Source organism: Nocardioides sp. JCM 18998 (assembly GCF_055391535.1).
Genome location: NZ_AP043886.1, coordinates 3,782,837 through 3,799,022, shown reverse-complemented (window position 1 = coordinate 3,799,022; position 16,186 = coordinate 3,782,837). Strand labels below are relative to the sequence as shown.

Annotated in this window: 17 protein-coding genes and 1 tRNA gene; 11 read left to right on the top strand and 7 right to left on the bottom strand. The window is 70.3% G+C overall.

The annotated features are described in order from the left end of the window. Complete coding sequence (locus tag ACZ5L9_RS17930) at positions 1–2,283, bottom strand: EAL domain-containing protein (RefSeq protein WP_464530342.1); 2,283 nt, start codon at positions 2,281–2,283, stop codon at positions 1–3. 142 nt (positions 2,284–2,425) lie between these two features. Continuing rightward, the gene (locus ACZ5L9_RS17925) at positions 2,426–2,950 is read right to left on the bottom strand and encodes a YbhB/YbcL family Raf kinase inhibitor-like protein (RefSeq protein WP_464530339.1); all 525 of its coding nucleotides are present in this window, start codon (positions 2,948–2,950) and stop codon (positions 2,426–2,428) included. 103 nt (positions 2,951–3,053) lie between these two features. Between ACZ5L9_RS17925 and cobA the strand changes: the two genes are divergently transcribed. Both cobA and ACZ5L9_RS17915 read left to right on the top strand, forming a co-directional pair. Next, positions 3,054–4,271: a uroporphyrinogen-III C-methyltransferase gene (gene cobA, locus ACZ5L9_RS17920; protein WP_464530337.1), complete on the top strand. Its 1,218-nt coding sequence runs from the start codon at positions 3,054–3,056 to the stop codon at positions 4,269–4,271. Beyond that, positions 4,271–5,137: a TrmH family RNA methyltransferase gene (locus tag ACZ5L9_RS17915; protein WP_464530334.1), complete on the top strand. Its 867-nt coding sequence runs from the start codon at positions 4,271–4,273 to the stop codon at positions 5,135–5,137. Before cobA ends, ACZ5L9_RS17915 begins: the two co-directional genes overlap by 1 nt. On the opposite strand, the gene def is transcribed toward ACZ5L9_RS17915, so the two are convergent. Beyond that, on the bottom strand, positions 5,104–5,706 hold the full coding sequence (gene def / locus ACZ5L9_RS17910) for a peptide deformylase (protein ID WP_464530332.1): 603 nt from the start codon (positions 5,704–5,706) through the stop codon (positions 5,104–5,106). The two genes, ACZ5L9_RS17915 and def, sit on opposite strands and share 34 nt — an antisense overlap. An 88-nt stretch (positions 5,707–5,794) precedes the next feature. Here def and ACZ5L9_RS17905 point away from each other — a divergent pair, with 88 nt between their 5' ends. Genes ACZ5L9_RS17905 through ACZ5L9_RS17895 form a run of 3 tightly spaced genes read left to right on the top strand, consistent with a single transcriptional unit; the run spans position 5,795 to position 8,982 of the window. Then, positions 5,795–7,168, top strand: coding sequence for an acyl-CoA dehydrogenase family protein (locus ACZ5L9_RS17905; RefSeq protein WP_464530329.1), 1,374 nt, complete (start codon positions 5,795–5,797; stop codon positions 7,166–7,168). Further along, on the top strand, positions 7,168–8,379 hold the full coding sequence (locus ACZ5L9_RS17900; protein WP_464530326.1) for an acyl-CoA dehydrogenase family protein: 1,212 nt from the start codon (positions 7,168–7,170) through the stop codon (positions 8,377–8,379). Before ACZ5L9_RS17905 ends, ACZ5L9_RS17900 begins: the two co-directional genes overlap by 1 nt. 18 nt (positions 8,380–8,397) lie before the next feature. Next, a complete protein-coding gene (locus tag ACZ5L9_RS17895) occupies positions 8,398–8,982 on the top strand; it encodes a nucleosidase (RefSeq protein ID WP_464530324.1) in 585 nt (194 codons plus the stop codon). On the opposite strand, the gene ACZ5L9_RS17890 is transcribed toward ACZ5L9_RS17895, so the two are convergent. Both ACZ5L9_RS17890 and ACZ5L9_RS17885 read right to left on the bottom strand, forming a co-directional pair. Continuing rightward, positions 8,951–9,343, bottom strand: coding sequence for a hypothetical protein (locus tag ACZ5L9_RS17890; protein WP_464530322.1), 393 nt, complete (start codon positions 9,341–9,343; stop codon positions 8,951–8,953). The genes ACZ5L9_RS17895 and ACZ5L9_RS17890 overlap by 32 nt on opposite strands. 50 nt (positions 9,344–9,393) lie before the next feature. Further along, entirely contained in the window at positions 9,394–9,969 is a 576-nt protein-coding gene (locus ACZ5L9_RS17885) for a LysR family substrate-binding domain-containing protein (protein WP_464530319.1), read from the bottom strand. A 94-nt stretch (positions 9,970–10,063) separates the two neighbouring features. Here ACZ5L9_RS17885 and ACZ5L9_RS17880 point away from each other — a divergent pair, with 94 nt between their 5' ends. Continuing rightward, positions 10,064–10,324, top strand: a complete 261-nt coding sequence (locus ACZ5L9_RS17880) for a hypothetical protein (RefSeq protein WP_464530317.1) — start codon at positions 10,064–10,066, stop codon at positions 10,322–10,324. Between the two features lie 74 nt (positions 10,325–10,398). Beyond that, positions 10,399–10,483 (top strand) — tRNA-Leu (locus ACZ5L9_RS17875). A 310-nt stretch (positions 10,484–10,793) separates the two neighbouring features. On the opposite strand, the gene ACZ5L9_RS17870 is transcribed toward ACZ5L9_RS17875, so the two are convergent. Together ACZ5L9_RS17870 and ACZ5L9_RS17865 are read right to left on the bottom strand one after the other, a co-directional pair. Then, positions 10,794–11,309 (bottom strand): DUF5956 family protein, encoded by a 516-nt coding sequence (locus ACZ5L9_RS17870; RefSeq protein ID WP_464530315.1) that lies wholly within the window; start codon positions 11,307–11,309, stop codon positions 10,794–10,796. 291 nt (positions 11,310–11,600) lie between these two features. After that, a complete protein-coding gene (locus ACZ5L9_RS17865; RefSeq protein ID WP_464530313.1) occupies positions 11,601–12,620 on the bottom strand; it encodes an AraC family transcriptional regulator in 1,020 nt (339 codons plus the stop codon). A gap of 110 nt (positions 12,621–12,730) precedes the next feature. On the opposite strand from ACZ5L9_RS17865, the gene ACZ5L9_RS17860 reads away from it, so the two are divergent. The 4 genes from ACZ5L9_RS17860 to ACZ5L9_RS17845 are packed head-to-tail and all read left to right on the top strand — an operon-like array spanning position 12,731 to position 16,184. Continuing rightward, positions 12,731–13,930, top strand: coding sequence for a lipid-transfer protein (locus ACZ5L9_RS17860; RefSeq protein ID WP_464530311.1), 1,200 nt, complete (start codon positions 12,731–12,733; stop codon positions 13,928–13,930). A gap of 27 nt (positions 13,931–13,957) precedes the next feature. After that, entirely contained in the window at positions 13,958–14,392 is a 435-nt protein-coding gene (locus ACZ5L9_RS17855; protein ID WP_464530306.1) for a type II toxin-antitoxin system Rv0910 family toxin, read from the top strand. Positions 14,393–14,402: 10 nt separating this feature from the next. Continuing rightward, complete coding sequence (locus tag ACZ5L9_RS17850) at positions 14,403–15,269, top strand: MaoC/PaaZ C-terminal domain-containing protein (RefSeq protein ID WP_464530302.1); 867 nt, start codon at positions 14,403–14,405, stop codon at positions 15,267–15,269. A gap of 36 nt (positions 15,270–15,305) precedes the next feature. After that, positions 15,306–16,184, top strand: coding sequence for an SDR family oxidoreductase (locus ACZ5L9_RS17845; protein WP_464530298.1), 879 nt, complete (start codon positions 15,306–15,308; stop codon positions 16,182–16,184). Positions 16,185–16,186 lie beyond the last annotated feature (2 nt).

The following is a 16,186-nucleotide window of genomic DNA, read 5'->3' as shown; positions in this document are numbered from 1 at the left end:
CTAGCCGGAGCGTGGACGGGCGAGGGCGCCTGAGCGCAGCGCGTCGAGCAGTTCGGAGCCACCCATCGCCGCGGCGTACCCGTTGCCCTGGCCGTACCGGATGCCGAGGTCCCGGGCGATCCGCTCCTGCGTGGCGGTCTCGATGCCCTCCATCAGCGTGTGGCCCAGCCGATAGTCGTCGAGGATCCCCATCAGGTGGTGCAGCACGACCGGGCCGCGGCCCAGGTGGTCCTCCAACAGCAGACTCCGGTCGAGCTTGACCAGATCCCACGCGCGGCTGCCGACCAGCGTCAGGCGGGACTCGCCTGCGCCGAGGTCATCGAGGCCGACGCCGATGCCGTGCATGGCGAGCTCGTCGGCCAGGCGATCGCGCTCGGGCGTCCAGGGCATCGGCTCGCGCTCGGCCAGCTCGAGCACGACGGTGATGTCGCTGGCCTCGGCCCGCTCGACGAGACGGTCGAGCAGCTCGTTGCTGTCGTGGAACTGCTGGACCTCGAGGTTGAGGGTCAGCGTGACGGGCCGCCGGCAGACCGTACGGGCCTGCTCGACGAGGTCGAGGGCCTGCTCCATCAGCTCGCCGGTGACGGCGTCGAGCAGGTGTGCCTCGGCGGCCGACTCGACGAGCACCGGCGGTGGGATCAGGCCGAGCGACCCCGACCGGCCACGCAGCAGGGCCTCGACGCCCCAGATCTCGCGATCCGCGAGCGTGACGATGGGCTGGTAGGCCACCGCGACGTCGCCGGCGGCGAGCATCTCCTGCACGACGTCGCGGTGAGCATGTCGCGTGAGGACGGCGCCCGGCTTGTGCAGCTTGCGCCGGCGCATGTCGATCTCGGCGCTCTCGACCAGCTCCTCGGCGGTCTGCCCGTAGGCGGACGGCGCGTCGCTGGTGACCGCCCGCCCGATGCTCGCGGTCACCGACACGGTGTGCGGTCCGACCTGGATCGGTGCGGCGAGGGCCTCGGCGAGCTCCTGGCAGCGCTTGTCGAAGGAGCTGGCCACGCCGTGCTCGCGCAGCCACCCGGTGAACTCGTCGCCGCCGAAGCGCGCGAAGCACCAGCCGACCGTGGCGCTGAGCTGGAGCAGCCGGTCGCCGAGGGTGGCCAGGATGATGTCGGCGTCGAGGTGGCCGTAGCGGCTGTTGATCTGCTTGAACCCGTCGCAGTCCAGGAAGACCACGCCGAGGCGGTGGCCGTCGTCGGCGGGGTCGGTGCTCGCCCGCAGCAGCAGGTCGAGCCAGTGCTGGTAGCTCCACAGCCCGGTGAGGTGGTCGGTGAGCGCCTGGTGCTGGAGGCGCCGCTCGCGATCGGCGTAGTCCAGGGAGCCGCGGGCCATCGAGGTCAGGCCGGCCACGACGCGGGCGTCGCTGTGGGTGAACCCGAAGTCGCCGGCGAGCCGCTCGACGACGAGGAACCGGGAGGCGTCGATGGGTGCCCACAGGCTGCCGTCGGTGGGCGCGTCGAGGATCGCGACCCGCGAGGCCCGTACGTGGGAGCCGACCAGGCCGCTGAGGGTCTCGAGGATCGCGCCGGCCGGCCACGGCGTTGTCACCGCTGCCTCCGTCAGCGCCTTCGAGACCCGGCGCAGGCTCACGTTGCGCTGGGTCTGCCAGGCGCCGAAGCCGAATGCGATGGGCACCAGCGCCGCGACGGTCGCGGCGCTGGTGCGATCGGACGGATGGGCGAGGAGCGCCAGGAGCCCGACCAGGATGCTGGAGTAGGTCACGCCGACGGCGAGCCAGCCGAGGTTGCGGCGCAGCACGACGTCCCGGTTCGCCCAGCCGTTGGTCAGCATCGTGGGCGCCAGGGCGAGCACCCAGATCGTCGCGATGTACAGAGCGAGCCCGATGAACATCTGGTCGATCGGGTGGAGCCCGAGATCGACATGCCGCTCGGTGATCACGAGCACCGCGCCGGAGAGGACGGCGGCGTTCCCCGAGGAGAGTGCGAGCACGCGGGGCCGGATGAAGAGGAGGTGGCTGGCCACGACCACGACCGCCCAGATCACGAACAGGGTGGCGGTGTCGTTGACGTCGCGGGCGACGCCGTCGGCGAGCGCGACGCCGCCGAGAACGCCGTACACCCCGGCGATCCGCGGCGCGACCAACCGGCCGGCGACCGGCACCGCCGCGATGAGCACCAGGGAGAAGAGCCCGGGGAGGTCGCCGAGCGAGGCGTGGACGCCCGCGCCGACCACGATCCCGAGGCCCACCAGACCCGTCAGCAGGCGGTAGCGCACGAGCGCGGTCGGATGCGCCACCGTGCGCGTCCGCCACGTCTGCATACGTCAGAGAGTAGGGCGCGCGACATCGCTGCCGGCACCTGGCCGGGTCCCGGTTCTGGGTGGTTGTTCGGCGGTGATCGTCCTCGACACGGCGCAGCACGCGTCGTACGCCCGGGCGCGGTGGCGCCCGGGCGTACGGGGATCAGTGCTGGTAGGTGCCGTGCAGGATCGCGCGGGCGGCGGTCTTGAAGGCCAGGTTGAAGCTCACCACCGCCGGCGTCGCGTCGCTGTCGACGCCGAGCGACGGCTCGGTGACGGCGTGCACGACGAAGAAGTAGCGGTGGATCTGGTCGCCGGCCGGCGGTGCGGCGCCGACGAACTCCTTGCCACCCATGTCGTTGCGGCACATGAAGGCGCCGCCGGGCAGGTCGGCACCGGCTCCGCCGGCGCCGGTCGGGAGGCTCGTCACGTCGGCCGGGAGGTCGACGAGCACCCAGTGCCAGAAGCCGCTCGGGGTCGGGGCGTCGGGGTCGAAGCAGGTCACCGTGTAGCTCTGGGCGCCCTCGACCGGCTCCCACGAGAGCTGCGGCGAGGTGTTGCCGAACTCGTTGACCTGGTCGTTCTTCAGCGGCTGGCCGTCGGTGACGTCCTCGCTGGTGACGGTGAAGCTCGGGGCGGCCGGGAGCAGCGGGTACGGATCCGGGGTGACCGGGCGGTCGAGCGACATCTGTCCTCCTGGGGGTGGAAGCGGATCGGGTCTCAACACGAACGTAGTCCGTTCCTCGGTACCGCGTCGGTGCGGGGGAGAGGCGACACGGGAGAATGGCCCGGTGGACGAGAACCTCACGCCGTACCCGGTCGGACTGCTGCTGCACGGGCGGCGGGTGGTCGTCGTCGGTGGCGGCCAGGTCGCCCAGCGCCGCATCCCGACGCTGATCGCCGCCGGCGCCGAGGTGGTCGTGGTGGCCCCGGAGGTCACGCCATCGATCGAGGGCCTCGGTGCGGAGATCACCTGGGAGCAGCGGGCCTTCGCTCCGAGCGACCTCGACGGCGCCTGGTACGCGATGGCGGCCACCGACTCCGCCGAGGTGAATGCGGCGGTCGTCGCCGCGGCCGAGGAGCGCCGGATCTTCTGCGTCCGCTCCGACGACGCCGCCCAGGGCTCGGCCTGGACCCCCGCCACGGGCCGACACGACGGCGTCACCGTCGCCGTGCTGAGCAACCGGGAGCCGCGCCGCTCGGCGGCGCTCCGCGACGCGGTCGTCGAGGGGATGCGGGAGGGTCGGATCGCGGCCCGTACCGCCGCCAGCCACACACCCGGCGTCACGCTCGTCGGTGGTGGCCCGGGCGATCCGGAGCTGATCACCGTCGCGGGCCGCAAGGCGCTGATGGAGGCGGACGTGGTCGTCGCCGACCGGCTCGCGCCGCGTGAGCTCCTCGCCGAGCTGCCGGCCGACGTGGAGGTCGTCGACGTGGCGAAGCTTCCGCGCGGGCGCTCGGCCAGCCAGGAGTTCATCAACCAGGTGATCGTGGAGAAGGCTCTCGAGGGCAAGCGGGTCGCGCGGTTCAAGGGCGGCGACAACTTCGTCTTCGGACGCGGCTACGAGGAGATCATCGCCTGCCGCGAGGCGGGCGTTCCGGTCACCGTGATCCCAGGGCTGACGTCTCCGGTCTCGGTCCCGGGTCTGGCCGGCATCCCGGTCACCCATCGCGGCGTCACACACGAGTTCACCGTGATCTCGGGCCACCTGCCGCCGGGGCACGCCGAGTCGCTGACCAACTGGGCGGGCGTCGCGCAGCTGACCGGCACGGTGGTGCTGATGATGGCCGTGGAGAACGCCCCCGCGATCGCCTCCGCACTGATCGGCGGCGGTCGCGATGCCGACACCCCGGTCGCGGTCGTCTGCGACGGCTCGATGCCGACCGAGCGCACCGTCCTCGCCACGCTCGGCACCCTGGCGAAGGTGCTGGTCGCCGAGGACGTACGGCCGCCGGCGATCATCGTGGTCGGCGAGGTCGTCCGGATCGCCCACCCCGACGGCTTCTGATGGCCGAGCTGATCGAGGTCGCCTCGGCCGAAGACCCGCGTCTGGCCGACTACCGGGACCTGCGCGACGTGGAGCTGCGCAAGTCGGTCGAGGCCAGCCAGGGCCTCTTCCTGGCCGAGGGGGAGAAGGTGGTGCGCCGCGCCGCCGCCGGTGGCTTCGACGCCCGTTCGTTCCTGTTGGCGCCGCGCTGGATCGACGGCCTGCAGGACGTGCTCGATGGGTCCGACGCCCCGTGCTACGTGCTCTCCGAGCAGCTGATCGAGGAGGTCACCGGCTTCCACGTGCACCGCGGGGCACTGGCCTCGATGGAGCGCCAGCCGCTGCGCTCGGTGGCCTCGGTGCTCGAGAGGGCGCGCTCGGTCCTGGTCCTCGAGGATCTGATGGACCATGCCAACGTCGGCGCCGCGTTCCGCAACGGCGCCGCCCTCGGCTTCGATGCCGTCCTGCTGGCACCACGCTGCGCCGACCCGCTGTACCGGCGCGCGATCAAGGTCTCGATGGGCACCGTGTTCGCGGTCCCGTGGACGCGGATCGTCGACTGGTACGACGCGCTGCCCGCGCTGTCGGAGATGGGGTTCACCACGGTGGCGTTGACGCTGGCCGAGGACTCGGTCCCGATCGAGGAGGCCGTCGCCGGACTCGACCGGGTCGCCCTCGTCCTCGGCTCCGAGGGCCACGGCCTCACCCCGCGCTGGGAGAGGGTCGCCGACCGGCGCGCCATCATCCCGATGGCGGCCGGTGTCGACAGCCTCAACGTCGCCGCCGCGAGTGCCGTCGCCTGCTACGTCACCGCCCGCCGTGAGGGCCTCGGAACCATCGGGGCCGAATCGGCTCAGAGCTCGTCGGCCGGCCACTCCGGCGGGTAGTCCCGGCGGAGCTTGTCGTGCTGCTTCTGCAGCTTCTTGCGGGCCTTGTCGCCGATCCGGTCGCCGAAGACGGTGCCGACGGTGTGGTCGGTCTCGTGCTGCAGGCAGCGGGCGAGGAGTCCGTCGCCCTCGAAGTGGACCGGTTCGCCGTCGAGCCCGACGCCGTCGACCGCTGCCCAGTCCGGGCGGGCGCAGTCGATGAAGGCGCCGGGGTAGGAGAGGCAGCCCTCCTCGTCCTCGTCGAGCACGCGGGCGTCGCCCTCGGGCAGGGTCAGGACGGGGTTGCAGACCACGCCGACGGTGCGCTGACCGCTCGCGTCGGGACAGTCGAAGAGGAACATCGCGACGTCCTCGCCGATCTGGCAGGCCGCCAGGCCGACCCCGTCGGCGGCATACATCGTGGCGGTCATGTCGGCGGCCAGTGCCCGCAACGCGTCGTCGAAGACGTCGACCCGGGCCTGCGGCCGGTGCATCACCGGGGTGCCCCAGCGGGTCATCGGGCGGACGGTGCCGCCGCTCGGAAGGGGGCCGTACGGGGCGTTGACCTGCTCGGGACTGCTCTCACTCACGGGCGCAGCCTACCGGTGGGCGTGCCCGTGACCCGCGCCACCGCATGTCCTGTAGACGCGTGTGTAACTCACAGTTACATTGAACAGCATGTCCCTCATCAACAACCTCAAGGGCGGCGGCCGACACGGCGTCCCGTCCGGTGAGAGCCGAGACCCGATCGGCTATCTCGTCGCCGGTCTCAATCGGCTGGCGCAGAGCGAGCTGCTCGACCGTGTCGGCTTGCGCAAGCAGACCGAGCAGGCGGTCTTCACCACCACCAGCAACGGCTTCCGGGCGATCGCCTCGGCGGGGCGCACGTTCCAGAGGGCCGGCAGTAGGGGCACGGCGGGCAAGCGCGTGCCGGGCTCCTCGGGCGACGGCGTCTTCGACCTGACGCCGACCGAGGACGAGCAGATGCTGGTGGACGTCGTCAGCGAGTACGCCGCCGAGGCGCTGCGCCCCGCGGCCGCCGAGGCGAACGAGGCCTGCGCGGCGCCCGATGAGGTGCTCGCCGCCAGCCTCGAGATCGGCATCCCGATCCTCGGCGTCCCCGACGAGCTCGGCGGCATCGCCGAGACCCGCTCCGCGGTCGCCGGCACCCTGGTCGCCGAGGCGCTCGCCCGCGGCGACATGGGCCTGGCGGTGGCGGTGCTCTCACCCGGCGCGGTCGCTACCGGCGTCGGGCTGTGGGGGACCGATGAGCAGCAGCAGACGTACCTGCCGGCGTTCACCGAGCCGTCCGATAGGGGCGTGCCGGCCGCGGCACTGGCGCTGGCCGAGCCGGCCGTCCTCTTCGACGTGCTCACCCCGTCGACGACAGCGGTTCGCGAGGGTGACGCGCTGGTCCTCAACGGCACGAAGGCGCTCGTCGCGCGGGGTGCGGAGGCAGAGCTCTTCATCGTCGGCGTCACGCTCGCGGGCGCGCCCGTCCTCGTCCTGGTCGAGTCCAGCACCGAGGGCCTGAGCGTCGAGGGCGACCCGGCGATGGGCGTACGGGCCGCGGGCCTGACCACGCTGCGACTGGAGGACGTCCGCGTCCCGGTCGACGCGATCCTCGGGGCGACCGACGGCTCCACCTACACCGAGTGCGTCCGGCTCTCGCGGCTCGCCTGGTGCGCACTCGCGATCGGCACCGCCCAGGCCGTGCTCGACTACGTCACCCCGTACGTCAAGGAGCGGCAGGCCTTCGGCGAGCCGATCGCCCATCGCCAGTCGGTGGCGTTCATGGTGGCCGACATGGCGATCGAGCTGCAGGCGATGCGGCTGGTCACCTACAAGGCGGCCTCGCGGGTCGCGCGCGGCAAGCACGCCACCCGCGAGATCGCCCTGGCCCGCAAGATCTGCGCCGACAAGGGCATGCGGATCGGGCTGGACGGCGTGCAGCTACTCGGCGGCCACGGCTTCGTCAAGGAACACCCCGTCGAGCGCTGGTACCGCGACCTGCGTGCGGTCGGCGTCATGGAAGGCACGGTGCTGGTCTGATGGCCATCAATCTGGACGACCCGAAGAAGTTCCGTCCGCTCCGCGACCAGGTCCACCAGGTCGCGATGAACATGCTGCGACCGATCTCGCGCAAGTACGACCGAGCCGAGCATGCCTATCCCAAGGAGCTCGACATGCTCGCGGCCATGGCCGACGGGCTGGCCGAGTCGGGCACCGGCGAGGGCGCCGGCGCTGCGGGCGTGCGGCGTACGGACGACGGCGCGGCCGGCAACAAGAACGGCTCCAACCTCGCCTCGGTGATGACCGTGGCCGAGATGTGCTGGGGCGATACGGGCCTGCTGCTGTCCATGCCGCGCCAGGGCCTGGGCAACTCCGCGATCGCGTCGGTCGCCAACGACGAGCAGCTCCAGCGCTTCGAGGGGACCTGGGCCTCGATGGCGATCACCGAGCCGGCGTTCGGCTCCGACTCCGCGCAGGTCTCGACGACGGCTGTGCTCGACGGCGACCACTACGTCCTCAACGGCGAGAAGATCTTCGTCACCTCCGGTGAGCGCTCCGACTCGATCGTGGTCTGGGCGACGCTGGACAAGTCGCTCGGACGCGCGGCGATCAAGTCCTTCCTGGTGCCCAAGTCGACCCCCGGGGTGAAGGTGGAGCGGCTCGAGCACAAGCTCGGCATCCGCGCCTCCGACACCGCGGTGATCACGTTCACCGACGCCCGGGTCCCGGCCGAGAACCTCCTCGGCAACCCGGAGATCAACACCAACGAGGGCTTCGCCGGTGCCATGGCGACCTTCGACAACACCCGTCCGCTGGTGGCGTCGATGGCGGTGGGCTGCGCCCGCGCCTCGCTCGACCTCACCCGCGATCTGCTGGCCAAGGCCGGCGTGGTGGTCGACTACGACCGACCGGCGCATCTCCAGCACGCCGCGGCCGCCAGGCTGCTGCAGATGGAGGCCGACTGGGAGGGCGCCTACCTGCTGATGATGCAGGCCGCCTGGATGGCCGACAACCGCAAGCCGAACTCGCTGGAGGCCTCGATGGCCAAGGCGAAGGCCGGACGGGTCGGCTCCGACATCACCCTGTCGTGCGTCGAGCTGTGCTCCACGCTCGGCTACGAGGAGAACGAACTGCTGGAGAAGTGGTCGCGCGACTCCAAGATCCTCGACATCTTCGAGGGCACGCAGCAGATCCAGCAGCTGATCGTGGCGCGGCGGGTGCTGGGGCTGTCGTCCAGCGAGCTCAAGTGACGGATTAACGTCGGGGCCATGAGCGTGCTCGTGGTCTCCGCGACCAAGGCCGAGGTGGCCTACGTCCCGTCATCGATCCCCGTGCTCATTTGCGGGGTCGGGAAGGTGGCGGCCGCCTCGGCCGTCGCCTCCGCACTGGCCCGCGCCGAGGCGCTCGGGACGCCGTACGACCTGGTGGTCAACATCGGCTCCGCGGGTGCTCTGCACGATCATCTCGAGGGTCTGCACGAGATCACCGATGTGCTCAACCACGACCTGTCGGTGGGAGCGCTGCGGAAGTTCGGGTACGACCCACAGGAGTGGATCGCCCTGCCCGGGGCCGAGGACGGCGTGTCGCCCGTACGGCTGGCGACGGGGGACCTGTTCGTCTCCGATCCCGCGGTGCGCGCGGGCCTGGCGGAAAGGGCGGACCTGGTCGACATGGAGGGCTACGCGATCGCGTGGGCCTGCCGTCAGGCAGGGGTGCCGGTACGTCTGGTCAAGCATGTCTCGGACAAGGCCGACGAGGGCGCCATGGACTGGCTCACCCTCGTCGACCTCAGTGCCCGCGCGCTGGCGGAGTGGCTGGAGCTCACCGTGGCGGAGGCTCGTCCCCGTTCCTGAACCCGGGCAGCTCGTCGCCGTAGTCCCGCTCCACCTCGCCCGCGATCCGCGGCGGGATGTGCGGAGCCGGACCGGAGGCCTCGACCGGGAGGTCGGGTACGGGCTCGGGCTCCTCGACGACCCGCTCGGGATCCGGACGCGGCGGTGCCGGCTCGGCGGCCGGATCGACCGGCCGCTCCGGATCGGGCAGCGGCGGCTCGCTCGCGGTGTCCGTCGGCGGCGGCATCGGCTCGTCGCCGTTCGCCAGACCCCTCACGGTCCGGAACGGGTGGAAGCTCGCGTCGAGGACGGCGGTCGCGGCGTGCGCGCCGCGCCGGGCGAGCGCCTTGGCCTGGTGGGCGGCGTCGTTCAGATCGGGCATGGAGACTCCCTTCAGTCGGTGCTCCCTGCCCGTACCCGCTCCGGTACGGGTTAACCGCGCGAGCTGCGTGCCGTCCGGCCGCGGACGATCCCGATGAAGGTCTGCACCCGCGGGTCCTCGTCGTCGATGCGCCAGGCGATGCCGACCTTGGTGGGCTCGAGCTCGGGCACCGGCACGGCGGCGACGTCCTTGCGGTGGAAGAGTCGTGCGACCGAGGCGGGGACGATCGCCACGCCACCGCCCGATGCGGCCACCTCGATGGCGTCCTTCTCCGACATCGCCGGCCAGTCGAGCTGCTTGGCGCTGGGCGTCCAGCCGGACGGGTGGGGGAGGACGAGCTGCTCCTCGGCGAGCTCGGCCAGGGTGACCTCGTCGGCGAGCGACAGGTAGTGCTCCTTGCCGACGACCACGACCTGCTGCTCCTCGTAGAGGGGGATGCAGTGCAGCCCGTCGCGTTCGATCGGCAGCCGGACCAGCCCCATCGAGTGCGCACCATTGCGGACGCCGGCGAGCTGCTCCTCCTCGGTGACCGGGACGAGCTCGAGACGCTCCTTCTCGCGGTCGCGCCAGATCCGGGCCCACTTGTCCGGCGTCGCGCCGGTGACGAAAGAGATCGTGAAGCTCACCCTGTGATTATCAGGGGTCGGTTATCAGGGGTCTCAGTGGACTAGACCCACCGACGGTGCCGTAGCCCGAGACGTCGCGTCGCGTTAGTCGGGCATGACCACGATGACGGACCGGATCATCCCGCAGGCGACGCTGAGCGAGCAGTGGCGCATCGCCTCCGTCGAGCAGCTCGCGTGGGCGATGGGGCACCCCGTCGTGCACTACGCGAAGCTGCAGGACCCGAGCCGCCGAACCCGCCGGATGGACGCCCTGCGCCGCCTGGCCAACGACCCCGGCGCCACCGTCGCCGAGCGCGCGCTGGCCGCCCATCGCCTCGCCGACATGGACGCCGCAAGCCTCCGTACGGCCTGCTGACAACCGCCGTTCCCCTGCCGGGTGCCCCCGATTCGTGTCCCGGGCGCCCCACTGCTAACGTTCTTCCTGTCAACGCGCGGGTGGCGGAATAGGCAGACGCGCTAGCTTGAGGTGCTAGTCCACGTATAGTGGGTGGGGGTTCAAGTCCCCCCTCGCGCACGCGTTGAATTGTGGCCCTGACCAGGGGAAACCCGGTCAGGGCCACAGTGCATTTCACCCCATGGGGGCACCGTGGGGGCACCTGGCCGCTTCTGGGGGTGCACCGCCGACACTTAACAAGGGTCGAAGGAGCACGTCATGGCCTGGATCGAACAGCGCACGCGCGCCGACGGCGGGACCCTCTTCCCCTCCCATCCCACTTCTCTGTCTCACCTCTGCACCTCGTCACACGCTTTGCAGATCGAGGTGAGGCCGTGCAGCAGCCCTAGCGTGGCCGGTTCCTCCGGTCTTGACATGGCGGCATGGCGCATCAGCGATTGCCGAAGATCTCTTCGACCTCGCGTTCAACATGGTCGGCGAAGGCGACATCCGCAAAGATCGGTAGCCCGGCTTCGTTCGCCGAGGCCAAGAGATGTGACGCCACGGCCTCGAGAGAAACGAAGCCGGGCGGCGGCTTGAGCAGCCACAGCCGTCCCGCGGGTCGGGGATCGAACCCGCACTCCACCAGTAGGTGATTCGTGCTGGCCTCGATCTCGAAGTAGTCCCACGTCGACCACGGCACCCGGGTGACGGGCCCATTTGCGTCCGACGCCACGTGCCCGTGCCGTACACGCATGTCACGAATCCAGGCGCGTGACTCGGGCGGCCACACTGCCGGCAGGAAGCAGAAGAGCGGCGCCGCGGGTGCCGGTTCGAAGCCAAGCGCCGCGGCAGCTCGGACGCCAGGCAACATTGCGGGGTCATCGGCATCAACGCCGACCAAGCAGTCTCGCGCCCGCGCGAACGTCGCCTCGGTGCTCTCAATGGCCCAGTCTCGCGCTGCCACGATCGCATTCTGGCAAACATCAAATTCGCCCCGGCCGGATTCGCACGCTTCACGGATGAACTGCTTGTCCGGATCGGTAGGTACGCCCTGTTGGAGGACTATCGCTACCAGCGGGCGATCAACCAGCTCGTCGTCGTCTACTTCTTGGTCGGACGCATCACCGAGGGGGACTACACCCTGCCGGCCGTCGCCCGGTGAGCCGTGGTATGTCTCCGCGACCTGGCGTCCCCGCACCGGTCCACCGCCGTGTCGGACGGGCCATCGGCCCAGGGTCGGGGCCGGCCGAGCGGCTCATCCGTCGATGCGATGGTCCTGCCGATAGGCGCCCGGGGTCGTGCCGGTCCAGCGCCGGAAGGCACGGGCGAAGGCGCTCGGCTCCGAGAACCCCAGCTGCTCGGCCAGGTCTGCCGCCGACACGTCACCCCGCTTCAGCGCGGCGATCGCCGCGTCGCGACGCACGTCCTCGGTCAGGCCTCGGACGCTCGTGCCGTGCTCGGCAAGTCGGCGACGAAGGGTCTGTGGGCTCATGGCGAGTCGACTCGCAACCTCGTCGGCACCCGGGATCTCACCTTGTCGGAGACCGGATTCGATCAAGCGGCGCACCTGCTCGCCGGTCGTCAGCTCGTAGCGTGGCGGCGTGAGCAGGGCGCGCGGTGAGGTCGCGATCAGCTCCTCGATATCGCGTTCGTCGCGCATGAGCGGAGATCCCAGCCACGCACGGTCCACCACGATCGCAGCCCGGCCGGCGTCGAAGGCGATGGGGCCGTCTACCAGCGTCCGAACAGTTTCGACGTCGTCTGGGCGCGCGAACGGCAGGTCGACGCGCAGCACGGCGAGGTTGCGGCGCAGCATCCAGGCGAGGAGTCGCGCGGAGGCGCCCAAGCTGACGACGAGGCCCAGCCGGCCGAAGTCGGTGCGCGGCTCGAGCGTGAAGATCAAGGCCACTTCGTCCCCCTCACGGGGCATCTCGACCTCGACCGGAATGGCCGGGATCGCGCGCAGGAAACCGCTCAAACGGTCCAGCGCGCCTCGCAGGTCAGGGGCACCGACGAGCGCGTAGCAGAGAAGACGGAACGTTCCCCGAGGAAGGGGGTGACGACCGATGCCGAACAACTCGTCGTCGGTGACACGCCACACCTGCTGCACCAGTGCGACCAGCTGGTCCTCGGTCAGGCGGGCGCCGGCGTCACGCAGCAGCTGCGGCGACAGGCCGGCGCTCGCGAGCAGCTCGTCCGTCGCCCAGCCGCGCTCGTCTGCGAAACGTGCGAGCGTGCCGACCAGGTTCATCGGAACGGTTCGGGTCGAGTTCACCACGGAAAACTAGCAAGAGACCGGACCCACCAGCATGGTGAGCGAATCAGTCAACGAAGTCGGTTTCCGCGGTCATCGGAACCTGAGTCGCGGGCTCCTAGATTCGTGGCATGGCGAAGAACAAGAACCGCGTGTTCGTAGTCGGCGTCGGGATGACGAAGTTCGAGAAGCCCGGGCGCCGCGAAGGCTGGGACTACCCCCAGATGGTCAAGGAGTCCGGTACCAAGGCTCTCGAGGACGCGGGCGTCCGCTACGACCAGATCGAGGAGGCCTACGTCGGTTACGTGTACGGCGAGTCGACGTCCGGCCACCGGGCTGCCTACGAGCTCGGCCTGACGGGCATCCCGATCTTCAACGTGAACAGCAACTGCTCGACCGGCTCCAGCGCGCTGTACCTCGCAGCAAAGTCGATCCGCTCAGGCGAGGCAGATCTGACGCTTGCGGTCGGCTTCGAGAAGATGCAGCCCGGATCGCTCGGCAGCACCTTCGATGACCGTGAGCAACCGATGGCGAACCACTTCCAGGCCCTCGCCGAGATCTCGGAGGTGCGCTTCCCGCCCGCTCCCTGGATGTTCGGCGCCGCCGGGCGCGAGCACATGCAGCAGTACGGCAGCACGGCAGAGCACTTCGCGAAGATCGGCTACAAGAACCACAAGCACTCGGTCAACAACCCGTACGCCCAGTTCCAGCAGGAGTACTCGCTGGAGGACATCCTGAACTCGCCCGGGATCTACTCGCCGCTGACCAAGCTGCAGTGCTCGCCGACCTCGGACGGCTCGGGAGCGGCCGTTCTCGCGAGTGAGCGGTTCGTCGAGGAGCATGACCTCGCCGCTCAGGCGGTCGAGATCGTCGGACAGGGTCTGACCACCGACTTCGCGTCCACCTTCGACGGCACCTGCAAGAGCATCATCGGCTACGACATGAACGTGAAGGCCGCCCAGCAGGCGTACGCGATGGCTGGACTCGGCCCCGAGGATGTCCAGGTCATCGAGCTCCACGACTGCTTCTCCGCCAACGAGCTGCTTCTCTACGAGGCCCTCGGCCTCTGCGGCGAGGGTGAGGCACCGAAGCTGATCGACAACAACGACACGACCTACGGCGGGCGCTGGGTGGTGAACCCGTCCGGTGGCCTGATCTCGAAGGGGCACCCGCTCGGTGCGACCGGGCTGGCCCAGTGCGCCGAGCTCACCTGGCAGCTGCGTGGCACCGCCGAGCGGCGCCAGGTGGACGGCGTCAGCGCCGCGCTGCAGCACAACATCGGCCTTGGCGGCACCGCTGTCGTCTCCATCTACCAGCGCGCAGAGCGCTGATCCACACACCACTCAAGGAGCATCACCATGGGACACGTTTCCGCCAGTAAGGACCTCGCCGCCAGCCCCGAGTCGGTCTGGGCCACCATCTCCGACACCAGCACCTGGGACTCGTGGCTGACGATCCACGCCGGATGGCTCGAGACGCCGCCGGCTGAGCTGAGCGTCGGCGCCAAGCTCGTCGAGAAGGTCGTCATGCTGGGCATGGCGAACAAGCTCGAGTGGACGGTCAGCGCCATCGAGCGTGGCTCCTCCCTCACGATCGAGGGCAAGGGCATGGCCGGCGTCACCAGCAAGTTCAGCTTCGCCCTGGCGCCGAACGGCACCGGCACCACCGTCAACATCGAGGCCGAGTTCGCCGGTCAGCTGATCGTCGGCGCGCTGGGCAAGGCCGTGGAGAAGGATGCCGCGGAGAACCTCGAAGACACCCTCGAGAAGCTCGCCGCCACGGCGAGCGCCTGAGCGGGCCGGCATGCCCCGCGACCTGTCCTTCGACGAGTCCGGGATCGGCGTCTGGACCGAGCCGATCACCTTCGCCGTGACGGCAGAGCGGATCGCCGCGTACGCAGCGGCCACCAACGATCCGATCCCCGCACACCGAGACGGCTCGATCGCCAACCCGGTGTTCGCGATCGTGCCCGTCTTCGACGCCATGCTCGAGCCGGCCCTCGAGGTGGTGCCCACCGCCCTGTTCGGGCGGGTGGTCCACGGCGAGCAGGACTTCTACTTCCATCGTGCGATCCGGCCCGGCGACGTGCTGTCGTCGCGGGGGCGCGTCATCGGCTACGAGGGGCTGGCCAACGGCACCCGGCTCGCCGTGCACCTCGAGTGCCGCGACGAGACGACCGGTGAGCTGGTCAACGAGCAGTACGTCACCAGCTTCATCCGCAATCACGACGCTGGTTCGCAGGTGGGCGAGCTCGCCCCGGAGCACAGGTTCGACGCCGCGCTGCGCGACAAGGAACCTGCAGGAGTATCGGTCGCGCACGTCGACGACGACCAGACGTTCCGCTACTCGGTGGCCTCGGGCGATCCGGTACCGATCCATCTCGACGCGGAGGTCGCCAAGGACGCCGGCCTGCCGGGCATCATCGCGCATGGACTGTGCAGCCTGGCGATGGCGTCGTGGGGAGTGCTGAGCACCGTCGCTGACTCCGACGTCACCCGCCTTCGCCGACTCGCCGTCCGCTTCTCGAAGATGGTCCTGCCGGGACAGGACCTGACCACCCGCGTGTGGGAGACCGGACGGCACAACGGCGCCACCACCTTCGCCTTCGAGACGACCGCCGACAGCGACGTCCTCGCGCTCTCCGACGGCCTCGTCGAGATCGCCGACTAAACACCTCACAGCGACAACACCAGGAGATCCATCATCATGGGAGCACTCGACGGAGCCATCACCGTCATCACCGGCGCCGGCCGAGGGATCGGTCGCGAGCACGCGCTGCTCTTCGCCCGAGAGGGCGCCAAGGTCGTCGTCAACGACCTCGGCGGCGCCAACGACGGCAACGGGGCCGACACCGGCCCCGCGCACGAGGTCGTCGCGGAGATCGAGGCGCTCGGTGGTCAGGCCATCGCTAACACCGACAACGTGGCCACGTGGGACGGCGCCAAGGCACTGATCGACCACACCGTGGACGCCTTCGGCGGACTCGACGTCCTCGTCAACAACGCCGGCATCCTGCGCGACGGCTACCTGGCCAACTTCGACGAGAGCCAGTGGGACAGCGTCATCCAGGTCCACCTCAAGGGCCACTTCTCGATGCTGCGGCACGCCGCGGCGTATTGGAAGGCCGAGAGCAAGGCCGGCCGCCAGCCCCGTGCCGCGGTGGTGAACACCGCCTCGGGGTCGGGTGTGACGGTCGCCAACGCCGGTCAGGTCAACTACGGCGCCGCCAAGGCCGGCATCGCCGCGATGACCCTCGTTGCTGCCGAGGAGCTGGGCCAGTACGGCGTTCGGGTCAACGCTATCGCGCCCGTCGCCCGGACGCGGCTCACCGAGGCGACTCCGGGCTTCGGCGACGTCATGCGCTCGACCATCGAGGCCGGGGTGATCGATCCGTTCCATCCGGCGAACATCTCGCCGCTGGTGGCCTGGCTGTGCACGGACAAGTGCGAGGTGACCGGGCAGGTCTACGCCGTCCAGGGCGGTTCGATCCAGCAGCTGCAGGGCTGGAGTGTCGCCCACACCACCGAGACCGACGACCCGTGGACGATCGCCGACGTCGCTCAGCGCCTCACCGAGTGGGCGTGAGC